Below are 20,960 nucleotides of genomic sequence, written 5' to 3' on the forward strand. Positions count from 1 at the left end.
TCGGTTGCGAGGCACGGCTTGCCACCGCCGATCACCACAGGAGTGTGAGATTGAAGAGCATCGAGTAGGCGACCTCGTCGCCGTAGAGCTCCTCGTAGCCCTTACCCGGCAGCAGCGCCGCGGCTGATGCTCGGAAAACGATGTTCTGCGTAAAGAAGGGGCGCCAGATGGCGGCCACCGAAGCGTCGGTACCAATCATGCGGTCGATGCCGGGCTGCTGGCGTGCCGCCTCCAGCACTGCCGTATCAGCAAATGCGAGCTGATTCAGATTCGTCGACAAGCGCCACTGCGGCGTGATGTCGAGATCGGCCCCGATGCCGATCAGCGCCAAGCCCGGATTCGTGAAGTTGGACTGGCCCTGCGCCTTGGAGCTGCGCAGCGAGTTCAGGATACCGTTGCGACCGGACAGCGCCACGACGCCGCCGCCGATGAGCGGAACGTTCTGCCGCACCCAGAAGCTGGTGTCGGCGCCGGCGAAGAGCGGGTTCTCGAAGATGGCATCGAATCCGGTCTCCGTGTCGTCGTAGGCGTCGTCGTCGCCGGAGGCGTAGAGCGCCTGGAAGCGCAGGCGCCGCCAGTCGAAGTCCACCGACAACTCCGCGGCACCGAAGAAGGCGCGGATGTCGGTTTCGCGGTCAACGAAGACGCCGCGATCGGCGCTGCCCAGTGCCAGATAGGTGGACACCGAGGTATTGAGCCGGCCGAAGTGGCCTTCGCCGTTGTAGCCGATGTAACCGACATCGTAATTGCGTGCCTTCTCCAGACCGATGGAGGCCGGCCGCTCGATGAAGTCGTTGTTGTTGAAATAGGGCGCATTATCGCCCTCGGTGTTGCGGTTGTAGAGCAGCACGCCCTGGCTGGTAAAACCACGGCTGGGGAAATCCTGCCAGTAGAGGTTGAAGACGAAGATGTCGTCGTCGCGCAGCGACTGGCCAGCGTCGTTCAGCTCACTGTTGGTGTCCTTTTCCATGCGCCGGAACCAGGCGATGTTGTAAAGGAAGATGTTGTTGCTGCGGTTGCCGAAGAAACGCAGGCCGAAGGGCTGGTCGCGGAAGAGGAAGCCACGGAAATCGACGTTGAAGGGCTGGATACCGAAACGGACGCTGTCGAAATCGTACTGCGTCGACACGTCTCGGATGTGGTAATCGATGAACAGCTCTTGGATCGCGAAATGATTGTCGGAGCGTGTCGTGCCACGGCCAGGGTCGATGCGCAGCACACGCGCCTGCTCGACCTCGGCGTAGTTGTAGTTGTAGATCGGAGTGAAGCGGAACTCCCAGTCCGGCGGCATGAAGGTGGTGTCGCCGCGGTAGAGCACGAAGGAAGCCGCGAGATTCTGTGCGAAGAGGGTCTGCTCGCCGTCACCGATCAGGTCCGCACTGCCTGGCCCGTCCTCACCCTGCGGGCCGACCGGTGTCGGCAGCCGGCGCGGCTCGTACTGGGTATCCGAAACCAACAGCGTGTTGAAGAACCAGTCGCCGAAGATGGGGCGGTCCGCCTTCAGCGTGTTCTGGTTGTAGGGATCCCACCAGGGATAATCGGTAAGACCCAGGCGCTGGGTCAGGAACCAACGGTCGTTGGCCACCGTTTCCTTCTCATAGCTGGCGCCGCGCGGGGGTTTCGCCACCGGCTTCAGCCCGGAGGCCGCGTTGAAGTCGAAGGGTTGGCGCTCGCGCACGGGCGACCCCGGATCGGGACGCTCGCCACGCGAGGTGCGCGTGGTGGCCTCGGACTGGCCGGGCCGCCGCCGCTCGCTGCGCTGCACCGCCGGTTGCGAGTCCGGGGCATCGTCGGCACCGGGGCGGCGCCGTTGTACGGCGGGCGTCTCGCGCGCTGCCGGAGCGTCTCCGGCGCGGCGACGTTCGGTCGCAGGCTGCAGCTCGCGAGCCGCTGGCGCAGGCTCGGACTGACGCTGCTGCTGCCGCTCGGATGGCGCCGGCGGTGCATCGACTTCCGAGCCGCGCTCGGCGCGCTCACCGGGGCGGCGGCGGTCGTCCTGGGCATTGCTGTCGGTCGCGCTCAAGCCAAGCACAAGTGCCAATACCAGCGCAGTCGAACTGTTTCGATGCAGCATCAGCTTAGAGGTCATTGCAGACCTCCTGCTCGGTTGGATCGTCGAGGAAGGGCGACTGCGGGCAGATCACCCAGCGCAGATTGACCTCGCGCGCGTCGGGTGGAAGGCCGGGATCTTTTGCCTGCAGCACATCGGCCCGGATTTCGCGAGGCGCATTCTGCAGATTCCCGGTTTCCTTGCCGACGCGATCGACAGCCAGGAAAGGCAGGAAATCGTCCTGCTCCAGCCCGTCACCGGAAAGGCCAATCGCACCGATCAGCTCACCGCTGCCATCGTAAATCGGGAAACCGCCGGCGAAGAGAGTGAGGCCGTTGCGCAACTCGCTAAAGGCATCCGTCTGCGCCAGTAGACCGTCCGGAATCGAGCTGTAGCCCGTGCAGTTGCGCGCAACGTCGGTGTCGAATAGAGGCTGTGCCGGATTACCCGGATTCGGCACCTGCAGCACGTAGACCAGGTGACGCACCACCGCGTTGTAGACGAGATCGAGCTCCAGCCCCGTCGAGAAGATGCTCCACTCGCCCGGCGGCTTGGAAAGTGGCCCCTCGGGCTGCGGGTTGACGCCACCGGCGCCGTTCTGACCGTCCGGATAGAAGGGACGTGAGATATTGCCGACCGCGCGGGTGGAAAAGGCAATATTGCCGTCGGCCAGCCCCTGCGGCAGATCGAAGAAGTCGCGATAGGCCTGCACATAAGGCGGGATCTCGGATTCCGCCTGATCGTCGTTCAGCGCGCGCTGCACGACCGTATTGAGATCGCCCTCACCGAGATAACCAGCCGGCGGCAGGCTGTTGAGCCGATCGGCCGCGAAGTCTGCGGAGAGCGTCAGCGCGGTGCGCGCCTTCTGCGTCGTGACGTCGACGGCATCGATGAGCGCGTCGCGAGTGCGCGCCATGCCCAGTACATCGCCGTTGATGTCCACGACAGTGACATGGATACCGGCGCTGGAACCAAGTGGCTTGCGCACCTGGCTGCGCGAGCGGTTGGCCAGCGAGATCGAGTCGGCGAGCAGGCGCTGGACGTCGTCCGCGGACAGACCACCGACGCCGGCCGTCGGCGGGAAGCGGTTGTTGTTGGCGTCATCGACCAGCACGAAAGCGTCCAGCGCTGGATCGAAGAGGGCCGGATCAGCCGGCCGCACACCTGACTCGGGCTGACCAAAGGCCGTGCCGGCGCGCAGCGGCGGCGGCGGATCGGCCGGGTCGTCGACCGTGTAGCCGAGCACGGCGAGCAAGCCCGGGTCCGCCGGATCCAGCGCACCGAAAGCCGGCGCCTGCTCCGGGTCACTCGCGAGATCGCCGAAATCGACATCGGCGAAGCGCAGCGTCTTGCCTTCTACCGTTATGACATCCGCGCGCCGGTTGCGCGGCGCGCCGAAGCCGAAGCTGGCGGCCGTGGCCACCAGCTCGTCGACGTTCCGATCATTGTCGGTAATGGTCTTGTCCAGCGAATATTCGCCGTCAGCGATAACCGACACCGCGCCGACCAGCGTGCCGTTCTTGTAAAGAGGCAGCCCGCCCGGATCGGCCGCGAAACCGATTGGCGCGCGATGCGGACCGGGGCTGGGGCCGCTACCGTCGAATCGCTGCGAGATATCCGAGCAGGGCAGCTGACTGATCTGCACGCCGAAGAGCGGTCCGCCGGGCGTGTTGAACTCACCCGGATTGAAGTTCTCCTGGATGATCTGGTTGGCCGTGCGCGTGGTGAAGGCGTTGCCTTCCGAGGAGAAGTAGGCCGCAGTCAGCGCCTTGGAAATCACGCCCAGCTCCGAGGCGACGATCTCGACCCCATCCAGGCCGCCGGTCACGGGTGCGCCGGTGATGGGCTCCGGCCCGGAGGTAATGCGGATGGTCTCGGGCGCACCGTCCATGCGGTAGATGGCCAGCACATTGCCAACGCGATCGACCACGCCGATGGTCGCCGGCATGCTGCGCGCTTCGGCCTCCTGGACGCCCTGGGCGATGATGCGCCCGACGTCGCCGCTGCTCAGCTGCGTCGGCGTGTCCTGGCAGGAGCCGTCACAGGGCTCCGGGCCAGCGCCGATGCCGCGTTGACTATCGTTACGGTCTCCCGAGCAGGCCGCCAGGCACAACAACGCCCCGGCAGCCACTGCGAAAGCCCTAATCCCCCGTGGATCCCATAGGCTCATGCTGATTATCCCCTTGCGCCCAGCCCATCACTGTGTCATGTGCGACGTGAAAGCCATGACAATCTATGCAGGCCGAGCGAACGCCTCTGCTTGATGCTACCCCGGCATGGCAGGAGCGACAAGTCGCCAGATCCGGTAGCAGCAGTTCGTCCGCATCCTCCGAGTCACGCGCCGCATGACAATCGCCGCAGGACACCCAGCCGTGATCGGCGTGCGTGAAGCGCGCGTGCACAAGCCAGCTGCTGCGCAGCCTTACCGGCTGGACGTCCGGCAGCCCTTCGGCGTCTTCGGCAGGCTCATGACACTTGGCACAGACGCGGGTCGAGAAGACCTCCGCGACCAGCGCATCGGCCGAGACCGGGCCACCGCGTTCAGCTTCGGCACCCGCCCGGCGTCGCGCCGAACTGTCCGGTCGACGCGAGAAGGCGCCCTCCGGAAGTGCGGCGACTGCCGAGCGCACCTGCTGGCGAACGGCCGCGGGCTCGGCGTGCGGCAGACGCAACAGATCCTCGCCGACGACGAGGTCCAGCTGATGGCAGGACTGGCAATCGCGCTCGAAACGAATGGCGCGGAAGCCCACCTCGCCGGCGTCCGGGCGATGACAACTGCTGCAGGCGAGTTGCTCGGGTCCGTCCGGACCGAGCACGCCTTCTTCGTCCAGGTGCACATCGTGCGGAAAAACCAGACCTGTCTCGTCGGCCGGGGCTTCGGACAGCAGCAGACGCGCGGTGCCCAGCTCGGCGCCCTCGCGCCGCGTCACCGTCGCGCGGAAGGATGGATGATCCTCGAAGGCGGTAATGCGGCGCAGTTCAGTAGACACCGGGAAGGCCTCCGGATCGCCGTGGCAATCGACGCAGGTGCCCGGGTGCTCCGGTAGCACGGCGTGCGCGCCACCGTGCTCGCGATGGCAACTGGCGCAGCGCTGCTCGTCCAGGCTGCTCAATCCGGCTTCCGCCACCATGTCGGAGTGGTGCGCGATACCCTCGTGGCAATCCATGCACGCCTTGTCGGGTACGCGCCGGAAAAGCTGCAGATGGCAGCTGCCGCAATCCTCGGCGAAGTGCTGATGCGCATTGCTGAGCCGGCCGGAGCTCCACCAGTCGTCGATAGGCAGCACTGTCTCTACAACCGGTGGCACCGCCACCGCGCGCAGCAGCAGTGGAACCACCAGCATCAACAGCAGCACGGCCGCAGCCGCGATCAGCGCCGGCCTGCGCATGCGCAAGCCGGCGGCGCGCAGATCCAGTCGTCGATCGCCCGCCGTGCCGGAAGCGGCGCCGGTATCAACGGTAATCCGAAGCAGGGTCTCCTTGCTGCCCGGATCCATGGTTAGCAACAGTTGGTGACCCGCGATCTCGAGCCTGTCGCCGGGCTGAAGATCGCAGTCCTCGCGCACGGTCTTGCCGTTGCGGACAACGCCGAGCGGCGACTTGCAGCGCAGGTGCAGCGCACCACCGTCTTGTTGGGCGATCTCTATGTGCCGCCGCGCCACATAGAGACCGGGCAGCACCACCGTCGATTCCTCGCTGCGCCCGATCGAGATCGTAGCCTCGGTATCGAAGCTGCGACGCTCCTCGCCCTGGATGACCTCGACGCGCAGGCTCATTGGGTCACCAGTAGAGGAAGACGGAGACGATGTGCACCACCAGCGCTGCCAGTAGCGCGATGGTCAGCGGCACATGCAGATACAGCCAGATGTTGAGGCGCGCGCGCAGCGTGGTGTCGCGATTGATGCGCTCGATCAGCGCCTTGCGCTCGGAGGTCACCTGCAGCAACTTCTGCAGTTTCTCACCGCGCGGCTCGCGTCCGGAATCGAAGAGCTGGTCGGCGAAGAAGGCGATGGTCGCCTGGCGCCCACTCGGCCCGGCCGGCGCCGCGCCCACCTCCGAGCCCTTGAGCTTGAGGAACTCTTCCAGCGTCCCGCTGCTGTCCGCGCGCGGATAGCGGCCGCGCAGCTGCTCACCGACGCTGCCGCCAACACGGGCGCTGCCCACCGAGCGCGCGACGACGGCGTGGGTTTCGCTGTCGATCTGGTCCGCCAGCTTCAGCGCCTGCTCGCCGAGGCGGTCGATGCTGGCCACCATCTCGCGGAACTCGCCACCCTCGCGCGCCTGGGTGATCCGCGTCGGGAGAATGCTGTAGGCGATGATCCCGTAGATGCCGCTGACGATCACCAGCACCATCAGCGTATAGGCCAGCGTGTGCACGTTGAGACCGAACTGGAAGCCGGTGTGCAGCGTCGCCACGATCAGCAGGGACAGGCCCAGATACACGTGCGCGCTGACCCAGCCCTTGACGCGCCCGGTGCCGGCGCGAAAGTTGCGCTTGCGCACACCCAGCCAAGCCAGCCACACGATCAGCAGCGCACCGATGGTGCCCAGCGTGTAGCCCAGCCAGGTATTGCCGCTGGGCGGGAAATGCGGGTCGTGCAGCGCGTAGGCCAGGATGCTCAGCGCGCACAGCAGCAGCGCCGCTTTCAGGTACCGGAAATTGGCATAGACGAAGATCGAGCGATGCTCGGCCTCGCGCTCGGCCGCTGCGGCGCCGCGCGAACGCAGGCGCTGTAGCAGGCGCTCAGCGACCGCCACGCGACAGCACCTGGAAGAAGGACTCGGGGCCGACGCGGATGGCCGCGCCGGTCGGGCAGGCCTGAACACAGGCCGGCCCCTCTTCACGGTCGCCGCACATATCGCACTTGACCGCCTTCTTGATGCTGCCCTTGCCCTTGATCTCGCTGCCCGGCTCGGGGCCGCCACCGGTCAATAGCCACTGCAGCAGGCTGGGCTTCTCGTCGCTGGCCACGCCCATCTGGATGACGCCGTAGGGACAGTTGCGCTCGCAGTTGCCGCAGCCGATGCAGGTGTCCTCGATGTAGACCTCGCCGTTGGCGGCGCGGTGAATCGCGTCGGGAGGACAATCCTTCATGCAGTGTGGATGCTCGCAGTGCCGGCAGGAAGTCGGCACGTGCAGATTGGCGAAGGTCGCTCCGGCTTCGCGGTTCAGCCGTGAGACATTGCCGTGCGTCGCCGCGCAAGCCTTCTCACAGTAGTCGCAGCGCACGCAGAGCGACTCGTCGATGAGCAGCGCGTCGGTGGCCTCACCCAGTCCCTCCTGCAGCAGGAAATGCATGATCGCGCCGCGCTCGGGGCTGCGCTCCAGCTCCAGGCGTTGCTGGATCTGGGCGCTGAAGCGCTCGCGCACGCGCTCCTTGATGGCCGGGTATTTCTCCAGCAGCTCCAGGAAGGGGCCGGCCGGTACGCTGATGGTTTGCGTCTTGATGGCCGCGCGCGCGGTCTGCTGGCGATCGGTGCCGGCGATGACGTCAAGCTCGCCAAAGTAGTTGCCGCCCGGCACGTAGTTGAGAATCACATCCTCCTTGGTACCGGGCACCGACATCATCACCGAGCCGGAGCGGATGAGATGGATATGCTCGGCCGCATCGCCGATCTCGTAGATGGCATCGCCAGCGCGGAACTCGCGCAGTTCGGCCTCGGCCACCACGCGCGACAGCTCCGACTCGTCGGCCCCCGGCGCCAGGAAGCGCTCCAGCGCGCGCATCGTGAAAGTACGATCGACGTAACGCTGCACCTTCTCATTGCTGGCGATGAGCTTGAGCATGGCCCGGCGCGGGATCTCCACCACCACCGTGTCCTTGCCGGCCGCCACAGACGCGCTGCGTGGCCGCCCAGAGATCAGCGCCATCTCGCCGAATATGCGACCCGATCGGATCTTCGCGGTCTTGCTGAAATCGCCGGTTCCGAAGGTCACCTGCGCCTCGCCGGAGACGATGACGAAGACGGATGCACCGTGATCGCCCTGGCGATAGACGACCTCGTCCTCGTCGAGCGCCCGGATCGTGCTCTCCAGCAGGAATTCGCGCAGCTGCAGGCGGTTGAGCGCCGAGAAAATCGGCGAACGCGCGGCGAGCACATCGAGCACCACCTCGACATCGTCAACCCAGGGAAAGACGTTGAAGCGTTCCTTGAGAATCGGCTCGTCGGCCGGCCGTACCGGGCGGCCGCAGATGGTCTCGACCACCTCGTAGCCCTGGTTCATCGCCTGCTTGATGAGCGGATAACCTGCCAGCGCGCCGACGACGTAGAGCCCCCGCACGTTCGACTCGTAGGTCGACGACACCTGCGGCACCGCGTTCGGATCATCGCTGGGGAATTCGACACCACAGGCCTCGACGAAGCCACGCGGCGGAATGGCGCCGAGACGCGCGATGATGCGATCGCAATCGACGACGACCTGATCCTCCTTGCCGTTGAGCGTCAGGCGCATGCTGCGACCGCTGGGGTCGTCTACCGGCAGGGCCTCGACTGAATCGACGGTGGTGTTGTAGTGACAGGTCACGCTGCCGTCGTCGATCGCTTGCAGGATCAGATTGTTGTTGCCCTCCTTGGCACGCGAGAACTCGTCCTTGCGATTGACGATGTGCACCGCGTTTTGCTTGGCCAGCGCCACCGCGTTCTCGATGGCCGCGTCACCGGCGCCGACCACCACGATGACCTCGTCGCGGTATTCGTCCGGGTCATCAAGGGTGTACTGGATACCGGGCAGGTCCTCACCCGGAGCGCCCAGCTTGCGCGGATTGCCCTGCACGCCAATGCCGAGCACGACGGCGTCGGCGGTCACTCGCGTACCGTTGGCGCACTCCAGCGCGAACACCGAGTCGTCGCGCTGAATCGCTGCCACTTCCGACTCATATCGGATATTGACGCCGCGCTCGCGGGCGTCCTCTTCCCAAGCCTGCAGGATCGCCTCGCGCGTGCCGGCGTCGAAGCGCGCCGCGGCGCGCAAGGGCAGCACCGACGGCTCGGCCATCACGTGCTTGCCCTTCTGGTAGCGGAAGATCGTGTTGGAGAGGTGCGGCTTGGCCTCCAGCAGGATGTGCGAGTCGCCCATCTCGGCGGCACGGCAGGCAGCCGAGAACCCGCCGGGGCCGGAACCTACGACGGCAATGCGGTAATGCGTGCCATTCTCTGCCATGAGTAAGCGATCCCCCGACCGGCCCTCAGTCTATGTGGAAGCGGCTAGCGATGCACCAATTCGACTGTGTGCAGCCCTGGCGCGCAGATGCAAGTTGTGCGGAGACGCAGTAGATTGCGTTGCCTATCATGAGAGCGCATCTTTGGCGCAGATAACGAACCATGAACATGGGGCATCCCCGCGACAGGACCTTCGTTATGCGACTTTCCAAGCTACTGCCCGCCTTCACCCTGCTCGCGACGGTGTTAATGCCCGGCGCGGCAGCCGCCACGCCGGAGATGCCCTGGAACAGCAAGTACCAGCACGTCGGCGTCGCCACCTGCGCCGGCAGCAACTGCCACGGCGGTCAGCAGGCCTTCGATGACGCCTACGTGCTGCAGAACGAATACCTCACCTGGCAGCGCGAGGACGCACATTCGAACGCCTACAAGCTGCTACTGACGCCCGAGGCCGAGCGCATGGCGAAGAACCTGGGCATCGGCAAAGCCGAGGAAGCGCGCGAATGTCTGACCTGCCACAGCGACTACGTACCGGCCGAACGCCGCGGGCGGCGCTACTCGCTAAGAGAAGGTGTCGGCTGCGAGGCCTGCCACGGCGGCGCCGAGGAGTGGCTGGGGCCGCACGTGACCGACAACACCCACGCTGAGAACATCGCCGACGGCCTCTTCCCGCTGGCCGACCCGGTCAACCGCGGGCGCCTGTGTATCAACTGCCACATGGGCAGCACCGACAAGCCCATCGATCACCGCATGATGGGCGCCGGCCATCCACCACTGGACTTCGAGCTGGATACCTTCACCAATATCCAACCGCCGCATTTCCAGGTTGACGCCGACTACCGCGAGCGCAAGCCCTACGCCCCGGCCGCCAAGACCTGGGCCATCGGCCAACTCATCGCCGCCGAGCAATTCCTGAGCGGCCTGGACAGCGAGCGCTTCCGCGATCGCGGCATGTTCCCCGAGCTGGTCTTCTACGACTGCAACGCCTGCCATCACCCCATGCGGGAGCCGCGCTGGAATGCCGGTGCCGGCGGCCCACTCGGGCCGGGCGAGGTGCGCCTGGCCGACGCCTACCTGTTGATGTCCGGGCACGTCCTCGACGCGCTCGCGCCGAGCCTGGCCGAGGATTGGCGCGGCACGCTGAACGCCCTGCACCGTGCATCGCAGGACTCGGTCGGTGCCGTCCGCCAGCAGGCACGCGCGCTGAGCGCGCTCATCGACCGCGCTCTGCCGACGATTCGCGACGCTGAGATCGGCAGCAATCAGGCGCTGGCACTTATGGAAGCGCTGGCCCGCTCCGGTATCGAGCGCGACGCTGGCGACTACACCGCCGCCAAGCAGATCTTCTACGGCCTGGAGGCGCTTCTCGCCCACCTTCGGCAGACCGGCCGCAAGCCCGGCAAGGACGTGGGCTCTGCCATGGACCGCATCTTCAAGACCGTGGACGCGGAAAGCCGCTACGATCCCGTCGCCATGCGAGCCGGACTGCGACAGCTGCGGCAAGCGCTTTCCGGTATGCAAGCCGGCTGATCCCCGGTGCTAGGCTTGCGCGGCTTGTTCGGGGGCGGGAGACGCAATCGCATGAAGCTGGATATGGCCGGCGCGACGCACGAGGGTAGTGCGCGCGACCACAACGAAGACGCCATCGGCGTCGACAAGGAGCTGCCCGCCGCGGTGCTGGCGGACGGTATGGGGGGGCTGTCGCGCGGCGAAGTCGCCAGCGCGACGGTCGTGCGCAGCGTGCTCGAAGGCCTGCGCGCCGGCAAGAACGCTCGGGACGCTCTGCTCGCCGCTCACCGCAATATCCTGATGGACAGTCCGGACTCCGCCCACCGCATGGGCTCGACAGCCGTAGTGCTCACCATGCACGAGGGCAAGCTGCTGGCCTACTGGGTAGGTGACAGCCGCGCCTATCTGCTTCGCGGCGATAGCTTGCAGCTGATCTCGCGCGATCATTCCCTCGTCCAGGGTCTCATCGATGCCGGCGCGATTACCGAGCAGGAGGCCGAAAGCCACCCCAATCGCAACGTCGTCACGCGCGCCGTCGGCATCCAGGAAAGCGGACCGCCAGAGATCGACGAGATCACCGTCGACGCCCGCCCCGGAGACCGCCTGCTGATCTGCTCCGATGGGTTGCACGGCTATCTCGCGCAGGGCCGCATCGTGGCAATACTTCGCGAGCATCAGGACAACCAGCGGGCCGCCGACGCACTGGTCGCGGCGACGCTGGCAGAGACAGAGGCGGGAGACAACGTCAGCGTCATCTGCGTGACCGTCGCCTGATCCGGTGCTGGAGGAAGGCGAAAAGGTCGGGAAGTACACGATCGTCCGGTCGCTCGGATCGGGCGGCATGGCCGACGTCTACGAGGCGATCGACCCCAGCCTTGACCGGCGCATCGCGCTCAAGGTCCTGCCGCCGGAGCTCACGCGCAACAAACAGCTGATCCAGCGCTTCCAGAAGGAGGTCCGCGCCGCTGCCGCGCTCAACCACCACGGCATCGTTACCGTCTTCGAGGTCGGCGAGCACGAAGGCCTGCACTTCTATTCGATGCGCATGCTCACCGGCGGCGATCTGCGTGATCGCATCGAGGCCGGACTGAGCGTCATCGAGGCACTCGCCATCCTGCGCGAACTGGCCGACGCCTTCGCGCACGCCCACGCCGCCGGCTTCGTCCACCGCGACGTCAAGCCCGAGAACATCATCTTCGACGAGCAGGGCTACCCGGTGCTCACGGATTTCGGCATCGCCAAGGCCGTGGACTCCGGGACCCGCGTCACCGCTACCGGCGTCTCGGTGGGCACGCCGCGCTACATCAGCCCCGAGCAGGCGCGCGGCCGGCAAGTCGACGCCCGCGCCGACCTCTACAGCCTGGGTGTCATCCTCTACGAGATGCTCACCGGCAAGCCGCCCTACGACGGCGAGGAATCGCTGGCGGTCATCTTTCAACACGTCACCGAACCCATCCCGACGCTTCCGGAAGAGCATGCCGCGCTGCAGCCGCTGATCGACACCCTCATGGCCAAGGCGCCCGAGGACCGACCGGATTCCGCCGAAGTCCTGCTCAAGCTCATCGACGCGCATCTGCCCAACCGCGACTCGCAGGAATTTCGATCCGGCAGCGGCGCTACACAGACCAACCCGCTGGTCACTCGCATGATGACGCCGTCGGCACTGCGCACGACCGGCGGCCGGCGCAGCGCAGAGCCAGAGCCAGAGCCAGAGCCAGAGCCCGGCGAGGATCCCGAAGCCAAGCGGGCCGAGGCCGAGCAACGCGAGCGCGAGGAAGCGGAACGCGAAGAAGCCGAGCGCAAGAAGCGCGAGGCTGAGGAAGAAGAAGCCCGACACAAGGCCGAGGAAAAGCGAAAGCAGGAAGAGGCTGCGCGCGCCGAAAAAGAAGCCGAAGAGCAGCGCAAGCGGGAGGAGGCGAAACGCACCGAGGCCGAGCGCAAGCAACGCGAAGCCGAGGAGACGGAGGCACGCCGGCAGGCCGAGAAAGAGCGCAAGCGCGAGGAAGCCGAACGCGCCGAGGCCGAAGAGCAGCGCAAACGGGAAGAGGCGAAGCGCGCCGAAGCCGAGCGCAAGCAACGCGAAGCCGAAGAGGCAGAGGCACGCCAGCAAGCCGAGGAGAAGCGCAAGCGCGAAGAAGCCGAACGCCAGGAGCAGCAACGCCGCGAGCGCGAAGAGGCCGAGCGGCGTAAGGCCGAGGAAGCGCAGCGCAAACAGGAGGAACGCGAGAAAGCCGAGCAGAAGCGCCGCGAGGAGGCCGCGCGCGCGGAGGCCGAACGCAAACGCAAGGAGCAGGAGCGCAAGGAGGCCGCGGAGGCCCGCGCCGCCGCCAAACGGCAAGCCGCGGAAGAGGCTCGCAGGAAGAAGGAAGAGCGCAATCGCCAGCGCGAGGAACAGCGCGCCGCAGCGGCTCAACGCAAGGCAGCAGCCAAGGCGCAGCGCGCGGAGAATGTGGACCCGCAAGCCCAGCGCCGGCGCAGCGTGCTGATCGCCGCCGCAATGCTGCTGCTCGCAGTGGCAGCCGCGGCCTTCTGGCTGTGGCCGCAGTCAACGCCCTCGGAAGACCCCGAGCTCGTACCCACACCGGATGAGCCGGAGTCCGAGGCATTGCCGCTGGAAACCCTGCCCGTACCGGAAGAAGCTCCGCAGGACGCTGTTCCCGAGCGCGAGGAAGCGCCAGACGACGAGCCAGTGCCCGAAGCAGAACCGGAGCCAGAGCCGCGAGGCGAACGGGAGCCGGAACCGGAGCCGGAGCCGGAGCCGGAGCCGGAAGCAGACACGACCGAGCGCCAACAAAGCGACGCCGAAGCGCGCCGGCAGGCCGAAGAGGAAGCACAACGTCAGCGCGAAGCCGAAGAGCGGCGACGCGCCGAAGAGGAGGCCCGACGCCAGCGCGAAGCCGAGGAACGGCGCCGCGCTCAGGAAGAGGCAGAGCGCCGTCGCATGGAAGAGCTGCAGCGCGAGCGCGAGGCCGAGCGCCAGCGGCGACTCGAAGAACAGCGCGCCGCTGAGCAACGGGCCGCCGAGGAGGCCGCCCGTGCCGAGGAGGATGAGGAACCGGAAGCGCGCGACGATCGCAGTGACCGACTGCGCCGGATTCCGGGCTTCTAGGGGGGAAGGCCTGGCTGGAAGCCGCTCCCCGCGCGCCGGCAACCGTAGCGCGCTACTCGGTCACGTAGCGGACCGCTTCCCCACCTTCTTCGGGGCGCGCGCCGAGCCAGAAGCGGCCGCTGCCCACCAGCGCGAAGGGCTCGTTGCGCACATAGCTGAGCGTCTCGTCGCTCTCGCCCTGATGCGCCACGTAGGTGCCGTTGGTGCTCTCGTCGACGAGCACGAATTTCCCGCGCCGATACTCGATGCGCAGATGGTGACGTGAGGCGAAGGGCGCTTCCACGACGAGACCGCAATCCGGTTGGCGACCGAGCACGAAGGGCAGCTTCAGCGGTGTCAGCACGACATTCTTGTCGCCGTACTGCAGATCGAGCTTGAGGGCGCCGACGACATGATCCGCTGAGAGCACTTCCGTCTGCCCGCGGCTATCCCATACCAGCTGCGAGACCGTGACCGGCTCGCTAACTCCCTTCACCGGCGTGTGATCGAAGAGGCGCGCCGACTTGCGCAGCTTGTCCGGCAGGGCGCCGGCTGTCTCCTCGGTAGTCAGGATCTGGCCAGCCTTGGCCAGATCCGACAGCCGTGCGGCGATGTTGACGACATCACCGAAATAGTCCCCGTCGCGCTCGACGGCCTCGCCGAAGGCAAAGCCGATACGCAACTCAAGCAGCACGGGATCCGCCTCGACGGGGGGATGCCTTGCCTGTTGCTGCATCTCCGTCGCCGCTCTTGCCGCGTGGGCGGCATCCGGAAAGGAACACATGGCCGCATCGCCGATCGATTTCACACGCTTTCCTTGGTGCCGGGCCGCGGAATCCGCGGCCCGGTCCAGGGCTGCCGCTACCAATGCTTCAGCGCGCTCGTTGCCCACCTCGCGATACAGGCGGGTGCTGCCGACGATATCTACGAATAGAACTGCAATTAAGGCGCCAGACTTGGGCACGATCGACCACGCAATTCAGACACACCCCGCGTTCAGGAATAACGCAAAAGGACGCCTACCGGCCCATGGGGAAGAAATTGAACTGGTAGAAGAGGTGCGCGTAGGTTTCCGTGAGCTCGAGCTTTGTCCCGCCCTCGCGCACATCTCCGTTGAATCGTTGCACGCGCAGACCGAAGGTATGAGGAAGACCCGGCTTTGAAACCGCCGCCCGTCCGCTCAACCCGAAGAAATCGATGTCCTGGCTCACGCCTGGCAAGTCCAGCTCGGTAAAGTTCACGGCTGCCGAGGTGCTCATCTCCCAATCAGCGAAAACGGGAAAGGTCGGGAAGCCAACACCTACGAACGGGCCGGTCTCTCGATAAAAATCGTCATCAAGGAAGCCATCTCCCTGCCAGCCGAAGCGATAGCCGGCGGAAACGCTGAAGTCCCTGGGCAGGAAGGTGCCTACCGAGAGCAGAACATCTGTACGATCGAAATCCGCGGAATCGCCATCGCCATTCACCGTCTGATACTCGAGCCCGAGATCGAAGAAGATCGATTCCAAGGCCATGGTGTACCCCGTCAGAAGGCCAAAGGAAGGTTCGGTCGAGTCGGTAGATCCGGAACCTGAAGTGCCACTCAATTCAGCTTCCGCATCGTAGACACCCCCTAGAACCCCCACGCGCCCGATTCCCACCATCTGCGCGGATGCGCTGCTGGCAAACACCGCCCCGATTACCGCGAACGTCACTCTCTTCATCATTTCTTGATCCCCTGTTAGTCGACAACCGTTACAACCACCGCCCGCCGATGATCATGGCGAAACGGTACTCCATTTCGGGCACAGCTGACCACATAGCGCCGTGACCCAGCCGACAACGCTGGCGCCAGTGTCGCTGCCCGCCTCAATCCATCTTCAGCCCCACCGGCTTCGCAATGGCCACAAGACTAGAGCAGCACCTCCAGCCAGCATCGGAATGCACAGCAACATTCCCATGGTGAACCATTCGGTCCCGGCCAGATAGCCGATGTGCGCATCCGGCACGCGCACGAACTCCACTGCCCAGCGGAAGACACCGTAGAGGATCAGGAACAGCCCGGCCGTCCTGCCCGCAGGGCGCGGCTTGGCAGAGAACCACCAGAGGATGCCGAGCAGCACCGGGCCCTCGAGGATGGCCTCGTAGAGCATGCTGGGGTGGCGCGCCAGATCGTCGACGTGCGGGAAGACCATGCCCCAGGGCAGATCGGTGGGCGCGCCCCAGAGCTCGCCGTTGATGAAGTTGCCGATGCGTCCGGTCATCAGGCCGAAGGGCACGAGCACGCAGACGAAATCTCCGACCCGCGGCAGCGTGCTACCAATCGAGCGCGCAAAAAGCCACATCGCCACGATGACGCCGAGCAACCCGCCGTGGAAGGACATGCCGCCTTCCCAGACGCGCAGCAGCCGCAGCGGATCCCCGAGGAAGGCCTCGAAGTCGTAAAAGAGAATATAGCCGACGCGCCCGCCCGCAATGACGCCGAGTGCCACATAGAACAGCAGATCACCGATACGCTCGGCCGGCCACTGCCAGTGCGCGCGACGGCCCTGCAGCACGCCGAGATACCAGCAGCCGGCAAAGCCAAGCAGGTACATCAGCCCGTACCAGTGGATGGAGAGCGGGCCGATGGAGAAGGCGACGGGGTCGAATCCGGGGTGCGTCAGCATGGCGCGGAGTGTAGCAGCGCGCCTCTACGACCCCGTGACAGAGGCCCAAACGACAACGGCCGCCCGAAGGCGGCCGTCGACATCATGCGCAAGGCTGCGACTACTTGAGCTCGTAGCCGAACTCCTTCTTGAAGCGGGCGCGGAACTCATCCATCGTGAACTTGTGGTTCTGCGTGCCCGGGCGCTCGATCTTGATGGCGCCCATCAGGCCGGCGATGCGACCGGTGGTTTCCCAGTCCATGCCGTTGAGCAGCCCGTAAAGGATGCCGCCACGGTAGGCATCGCCACAGCCCGTCGGGTCGGCCAGCGACTCCGGCTTGGCGGTGGGCACTTCCAGCTTCTTGCCACCGGTGTAGATGGCCGAGCCTTCGCCACCAAGCGTGACGATCAGCGCCTCGACGCGATCGGCGATCTGCTCCAGCGTCATGCCGGTGCGGTCCGTGATGACCTGCGCCTCGTAGGAATTGACCGCAACATAGCTGGCCTGATCGATGAAGGTCTTCAGCGCATCGCCGTCAAACATCGGCAGGCCCTGACCAGGGTCGAAGATGAAGGGGATACCGGCCTCGGCGAACTGCTCGGCGTGCTGGATCATCGCGTCGCGGCCGTCCGGCGAGACGGTGCCGATGCTCACGCCCTTGGTCACGATCTTCTGCTCGTGCGCGGCATTCATCGCACCCGGGTGGAAGGCCGTGATCTGGTTATCGTCCATATCCGTGACGATGTAGGCCTGCGCCGTGTAGTAGTCCGGGTTGACCTTCACCAGCTCGCGCGACACACCCTGCTTGTCCATCCAGGCAGCGTAGTCATCGAAGTCCGAGCCGACGGTGCCCATCGGCTGACCTTCGCCGCCCAGCAGCTTAAGGTTGTAGGCGATGTTGCCGGCGCAGCCGCCGAACTCGCGGCGCATCTCGGGCACCAGGAAGGCGACGTTCAGGATGTGCACCTGGTCGGGCAGGATCTCGTTCTTGAACTGGCCAGGGAAAACCATGATCGAGTCGTAGGCAAATGACCCGGTAATGAGTGCAGACATTGGTACTCCTTATGCAGAAAAACTTTGGAACCGCAGGTTTCTCAGATTCACGAAGATTTATCTTGATCTTTTAAAGACTTAGTCATCCGCGCCATCTGCGTAATCTGCGGTTGGAAACGATCAAGCCGCAGCGCCCTCACCGAAGTCGAAGCGCACGTCGAGCTGACGCGCGGCCTTGGTCTCGTCGAGACGGCGCACCGGCAGATTCCAGGGCGCGGCCTTGACGTGCTCGATGTCCTGCTTGGCCTCCTCCCAGATCGCGACCATGGCCTCGACGAAGGCGTCGAGGGTCTCGCGGTCCTCCGTCTCGGTGGGCTCGATGAGCAGGCACTCGGGCACGAGCAGCGGAAAGTAGACCGTGGGCGCGTGGAAGCCATAGTCGAGCAGGCGCTTGGCGACATCGGCCGCGGTCAGCGTCAGCTCCTGCTTCTGGCGCTTGAGCGTGACGATGAACTCGTGGCTGGCGCGACGGCCGTCGAATGCGATGTCGAAGCCGGCCTCGCGCAGTCGCGCCATCAGGTAGTTGGCATTCAGCGTGGCGAACTCGGCAACGCGCTCCATGCCCTCGCGACCCAGCAGGCGGGCGTAGACGTAGGCGCGCAGCAGCACACCGGTGTTGCCCATGAAGGTGGACAGCCGGCCGATGGAATGCGGCAGGTCCTTCTCGTCGAGCCAGCGATAGCCGCCGTCGTCGTCGCGGCCGATGACGGGCATCGGCATGAAGGGCGCCAGCCGCTCCGATACACCCACCGCACCGGCACCGGGACCGCCGCCGCCGTGCGGCGTGCTGAAGGTCTTGTGCAGATTCATGTGGATGACGTCGAAACCCATGTCGCCGGGCCGCGTCTTGCCGAGAATGGCGTTGAGGTTGGCGCCGTCGTAATAGAGCAGGCCGCCGGCCTCGTGCACGAGATCCGCGATCTCCTTGATGCGGCGCTCGAAGACACCGACCGTCGACGGGTTGGTCAGCATGATCCCGGCCGTTTGCGGCCCGACGGCCTCCTGCAGCGCCTCGAAATCGACGTCGCCGTCGGCCTTGGTCGGCACCTCGCGCACCGTGAAGCCGAGCATGGTCGCCGTCGCCGGATTGGTGCCGTGGGCGGCATCCGGCACGATGATCTCGGTACGTCCCTCGTCGCCGCGCGAGCGGTGGTAGGCGCGGATCATCGCCACGCCCGTGAACTCGCCCTGGGCGCCGGCCATCGGCGTCAGCGACACGGCATGCATGCCGGTGACGTGACGCAGCATGTCCTGCAGCTCGTAGAGGCAGGCCATCACGCCCTGGCCGCGACTCACCGGCGCCAGCGGATGCCGGATCAGGAACTCCGGCAGCATCGCCAGCGTATTGCAGGCACGCGGGTTGTATTTCATCGTGCAGCTACCCAAGGGGTAGAAGTGCGTATCGATGGAGAAGTTGAGCTGCGACAGGCGCGTGTAGTGACGCACCGTCTGCAACTCGCCCGTCTCGGGCAGGCGCGGCGGCGTCTTGCGCGCCAGCGAAGCCGGCAGCCCGGGGCCATCCACTGCAGCGGGCCACTGTGCGGTTGCGCCGCGGCCGGCACGGGTATTCTCGAATATCAGCTTTTCGGTCATGCGATTTCTCCGGATAGGGGCGCGCTTCAGGCCGCCTTCGCCCGCTTCAGCACGTCGCTGAGCGTGTCGCGATAGCGCGCGATGTCGGCGGCGCTGCGCGTCTCGGTGGCGCAGACCAGCAGGGCATTGCCCAGCTCGGGGTAGAACTCGGAAATATCGAGGCCGCCGATGATGTCCTGCTCGGCCAGTCGCTCCAGTACCGGGCCCACCGGCCGGTCGAGTTGCAGCACGGCCTCGTGGAAGTTGGCACCGGCAAAGACGCGACTGACACCGGACAGTCCCGTCAGGGCCTCGACCAGCTGCGCGGTGTTGGCCATCGAGGCCTTCGCCACGCGCGCCAGGCCCTCAGGGCCGAGCAGCGACATGTAGATGGTCGCCGCGGTCACCAGCAGGCCCTGGTTGGTGCAGATATTGGAAGTCGCCTTGGAACGGCGGATGTGCTGCTCGCGCGCCTGCAGCGTCAGCGTGTAGCCGGGCTTGCCGTCCATGTCGACCGTGCGGCCGACGATGCGGCCCGGCATCTGCCGGGCGTGCTGCTTGCGGCAGCAGAGGATGCCGAAATACGGACCGCCGGAGGACAGCGGCGCACCCAGCGGCTGGCCCTCGCCGACGACGATGTCGGCGCCCTTGGCGCCCCACTCCGACGGCGGGCGATGAATCGCCAGCAGCGTCGGGTTGACCACGGCGATGACCAGCGCGCCCTGGGCGTGCGCCCAATCGGTGAGCGCATCGACATCCTCCAGCCCGCCGAAGAAGTTCGGCTGGCTGATGACCACGGCCGTGGGCGCCTCGACGCCGGCGGCCTCGGCGGACGCGACCGGCGTCAGTCCGCTGTCGTGGTCGAAATCCATCTCGTGCAGCGTCAGGCCCTGCGCGTGGGTCAGGTTGTGCGCCACCTGCCGGTAGTAGGGGTGCAGCGCACGCGGCAACAGCACGCGGCCGGTGGCGTTGCGGCCGGAGCAGCGCACGGCCATGAGCATCGCCTCGGCCAGCGAGGAAGCACCGTCGTACATGGAGGCGTTGGAGATCTCCATGCCCGTGAGCTCGCACATCATCGTCTGGAACTCGTAGAGCAGCTGCAGCGTGCCCTGCGAGGCCTCGGCCTGGTACGGCGTGTAGGCCGAATAGAACTCGCCGCGGGTGGTGATCTCCCAGACGGCGGCCGGGATGTGGTGCTCGTAGGCGCCGGCGCCGATGAAGTTCAGCGCCGAGCCGTCGGCAGCCGCGCGCTCGTGCATGACGCGCGTGATCTCCATCTCCGGCGCGCTGGAGGGAATCGCCTCCAGCTTGCCGCAGCGCAGATGCGACGGAATCTCGTCGAAGAGCGCCTCGGTGGAGTCGGCGCCGATGACGCCGAGCATTTCCTTGATGTCTTTTTCAGTATGGGGCACGAAGGGCATGGGGGCCTCCGGTCAATCGAATGGAACCGGGCTTACGGGCCCGGCAAAGCGCCGCCGGACTATCCGGCTTCGGCGCTGTAGGCGTCGGCGTCGAGCAGCTGCTCGGCCTGGGCGGTATCGCCCTCGAGCCGGAACAGCCAGCCTTCGCCGTAGGGATCGTCGTTGAGCGTCTCGGGCGCATCGGCAAGCTTCTCGTTGACGGCCACGACCTTGCCGGCGACCGGCGCGTAGACGTCCGAGGCGGCCTTGACCGACTCCACCACCGCACAGGCATCGCCCACTTTCAGCTCGCGGTCGACGTCCGGCACCTCGACGAAGACGAGGTCGCCGAGCTCGGCCTGGGCGTGGTCGGTGATGCCGACGGTCATCGTGCCGTCGGACTCGACGCGGACCCACTCGTGGGATTTGGTATAGCGCAGATCAGCGGGGATATTGCTCATGACGGACTCCGGAAAAGGCGCGAAGCGGATGGAAGGGA

The 20,960-nt window shown here is 66.0% G+C and carries 15 protein-coding genes; 3 read left to right on the forward strand and 12 right to left on the reverse strand.

The window, feature by feature from the left end:
- Window positions 1-31: 31 nt before the first annotated feature.
- The 5 genes from U743_RS12420 to U743_RS12440 are packed head-to-tail and all read right to left on the reverse strand — an operon-like array spanning window position 32 to window position 9,212.
- Entirely contained in the window at window positions 32-2,089 is a 2,058-nt protein-coding gene (locus U743_RS12420; RefSeq protein WP_052368086.1) for a hypothetical protein, read from the reverse strand.
- Entirely contained in the window at window positions 2,079-4,220 is a 2,142-nt protein-coding gene (locus U743_RS12425; protein ID WP_043768694.1) for a heme-binding protein, read from the reverse strand. The genes U743_RS12420 and U743_RS12425 overlap by 11 nt, the downstream gene beginning before the upstream one ends.
- Entirely contained in the window at window positions 4,192-5,826 is a 1,635-nt protein-coding gene (locus tag U743_RS12430) for an FHA domain-containing protein (protein ID WP_043768696.1), read from the reverse strand. Before U743_RS12430 ends, U743_RS12425 begins: the two co-directional genes overlap by 29 nt.
- 4 nt (window positions 5,827-5,830) lie before the next feature.
- Window positions 5,831-6,808 (reverse strand): hypothetical protein, encoded by a 978-nt coding sequence (locus U743_RS12435; protein WP_052368091.1) that lies wholly within the window; start codon window positions 6,806-6,808, stop codon window positions 5,831-5,833.
- Entirely contained in the window at window positions 6,795-9,212 is a 2,418-nt protein-coding gene (locus U743_RS12440; RefSeq protein WP_043768698.1) for a cyclic nucleotide-binding domain-containing protein, read from the reverse strand. Before U743_RS12440 ends, U743_RS12435 begins: the two co-directional genes overlap by 14 nt.
- Window positions 9,213-9,409: 197 nt before the next feature.
- Here U743_RS12440 and U743_RS18185 point away from each other — a divergent pair, with 197 nt between their 5' ends.
- The 3 genes from U743_RS18185 to U743_RS18190 are packed head-to-tail and all read left to right on the forward strand — an operon-like array spanning window position 9,410 to window position 13,829.
- Window positions 9,410-10,741 carry a multiheme c-type cytochrome gene (locus tag U743_RS18185; RefSeq protein ID WP_052368093.1) on the forward strand — a complete coding sequence of 444 codons (1,332 nt, stop codon included), beginning with the start codon at window positions 9,410-9,412 and terminating at the stop codon, window positions 10,739-10,741.
- Between the two features lie 51 nt (window positions 10,742-10,792).
- The gene (locus tag U743_RS12450) at window positions 10,793-11,494 is read left to right on the forward strand and encodes a PP2C family protein-serine/threonine phosphatase (RefSeq protein WP_043768699.1); all 702 of its coding nucleotides are present in this window, start codon (window positions 10,793-10,795) and stop codon (window positions 11,492-11,494) included.
- A gap of 4 nt (window positions 11,495-11,498) precedes the next feature.
- Entirely contained in the window at window positions 11,499-13,829 is a 2,331-nt protein-coding gene (locus U743_RS18190) for a serine/threonine-protein kinase (protein WP_052368095.1), read from the forward strand.
- Window positions 13,830-13,881: 52 nt separating this feature from the next.
- Here the strand turns inward: U743_RS18190 and U743_RS12465 are convergent, their stop codons facing one another.
- The 7 genes from U743_RS12465 to gcvH form a co-directional block, all read right to left on the reverse strand.
- The gene (locus U743_RS12465; RefSeq protein WP_084191524.1) at window positions 13,882-14,772 is read right to left on the reverse strand and encodes an adenylate/guanylate cyclase domain-containing protein; all 891 of its coding nucleotides are present in this window, start codon (window positions 14,770-14,772) and stop codon (window positions 13,882-13,884) included.
- A gap of 55 nt (window positions 14,773-14,827) precedes the next feature.
- A complete protein-coding gene (locus tag U743_RS12470; protein ID WP_043768700.1) occupies window positions 14,828-15,514 on the reverse strand; it encodes a hypothetical protein in 687 nt (228 codons plus the stop codon).
- A gap of 153 nt (window positions 15,515-15,667) precedes the next feature.
- Window positions 15,668-16,456, reverse strand: coding sequence for a prolipoprotein diacylglyceryl transferase (gene lgt, locus U743_RS12475; protein WP_043768702.1), 789 nt, complete (start codon window positions 16,454-16,456; stop codon window positions 15,668-15,670).
- A 100-nt stretch (window positions 16,457-16,556) separates the two neighbouring features.
- Window positions 16,557-17,489 carry a carbohydrate kinase family protein gene (locus tag U743_RS12480; protein WP_043768704.1) on the reverse strand — a complete coding sequence of 311 codons (933 nt, stop codon included), beginning with the start codon at window positions 17,487-17,489 and terminating at the stop codon, window positions 16,557-16,559.
- Between the two features lie 120 nt (window positions 17,490-17,609).
- Window positions 17,610-19,082 carry an aminomethyl-transferring glycine dehydrogenase subunit GcvPB gene (gene gcvPB / locus U743_RS12485; protein WP_043768705.1) on the reverse strand — a complete coding sequence of 491 codons (1,473 nt, stop codon included), beginning with the start codon at window positions 19,080-19,082 and terminating at the stop codon, window positions 17,610-17,612.
- Window positions 19,083-19,108: 26 nt separating this feature from the next.
- Window positions 19,109-20,482, reverse strand: a complete 1,374-nt coding sequence (gene gcvPA / locus U743_RS12490) for an aminomethyl-transferring glycine dehydrogenase subunit GcvPA (RefSeq protein WP_043768708.1) — start codon at window positions 20,480-20,482, stop codon at window positions 19,109-19,111.
- A 59-nt stretch (window positions 20,483-20,541) separates the two neighbouring features.
- A complete protein-coding gene (gcvH, locus tag U743_RS12495) occupies window positions 20,542-20,922 on the reverse strand; it encodes a glycine cleavage system protein GcvH (RefSeq protein WP_043768710.1) in 381 nt (126 codons plus the stop codon).
- Window positions 20,923-20,960: the final 38 nt, after the last annotated feature.

It is taken from the genome of Algiphilus aromaticivorans DG1253, from assembly GCF_000733765.1.
GTDB classification, from domain to species: Bacteria; Pseudomonadota; Gammaproteobacteria; order Nevskiales; family Nevskiaceae; genus Algiphilus; species Algiphilus aromaticivorans.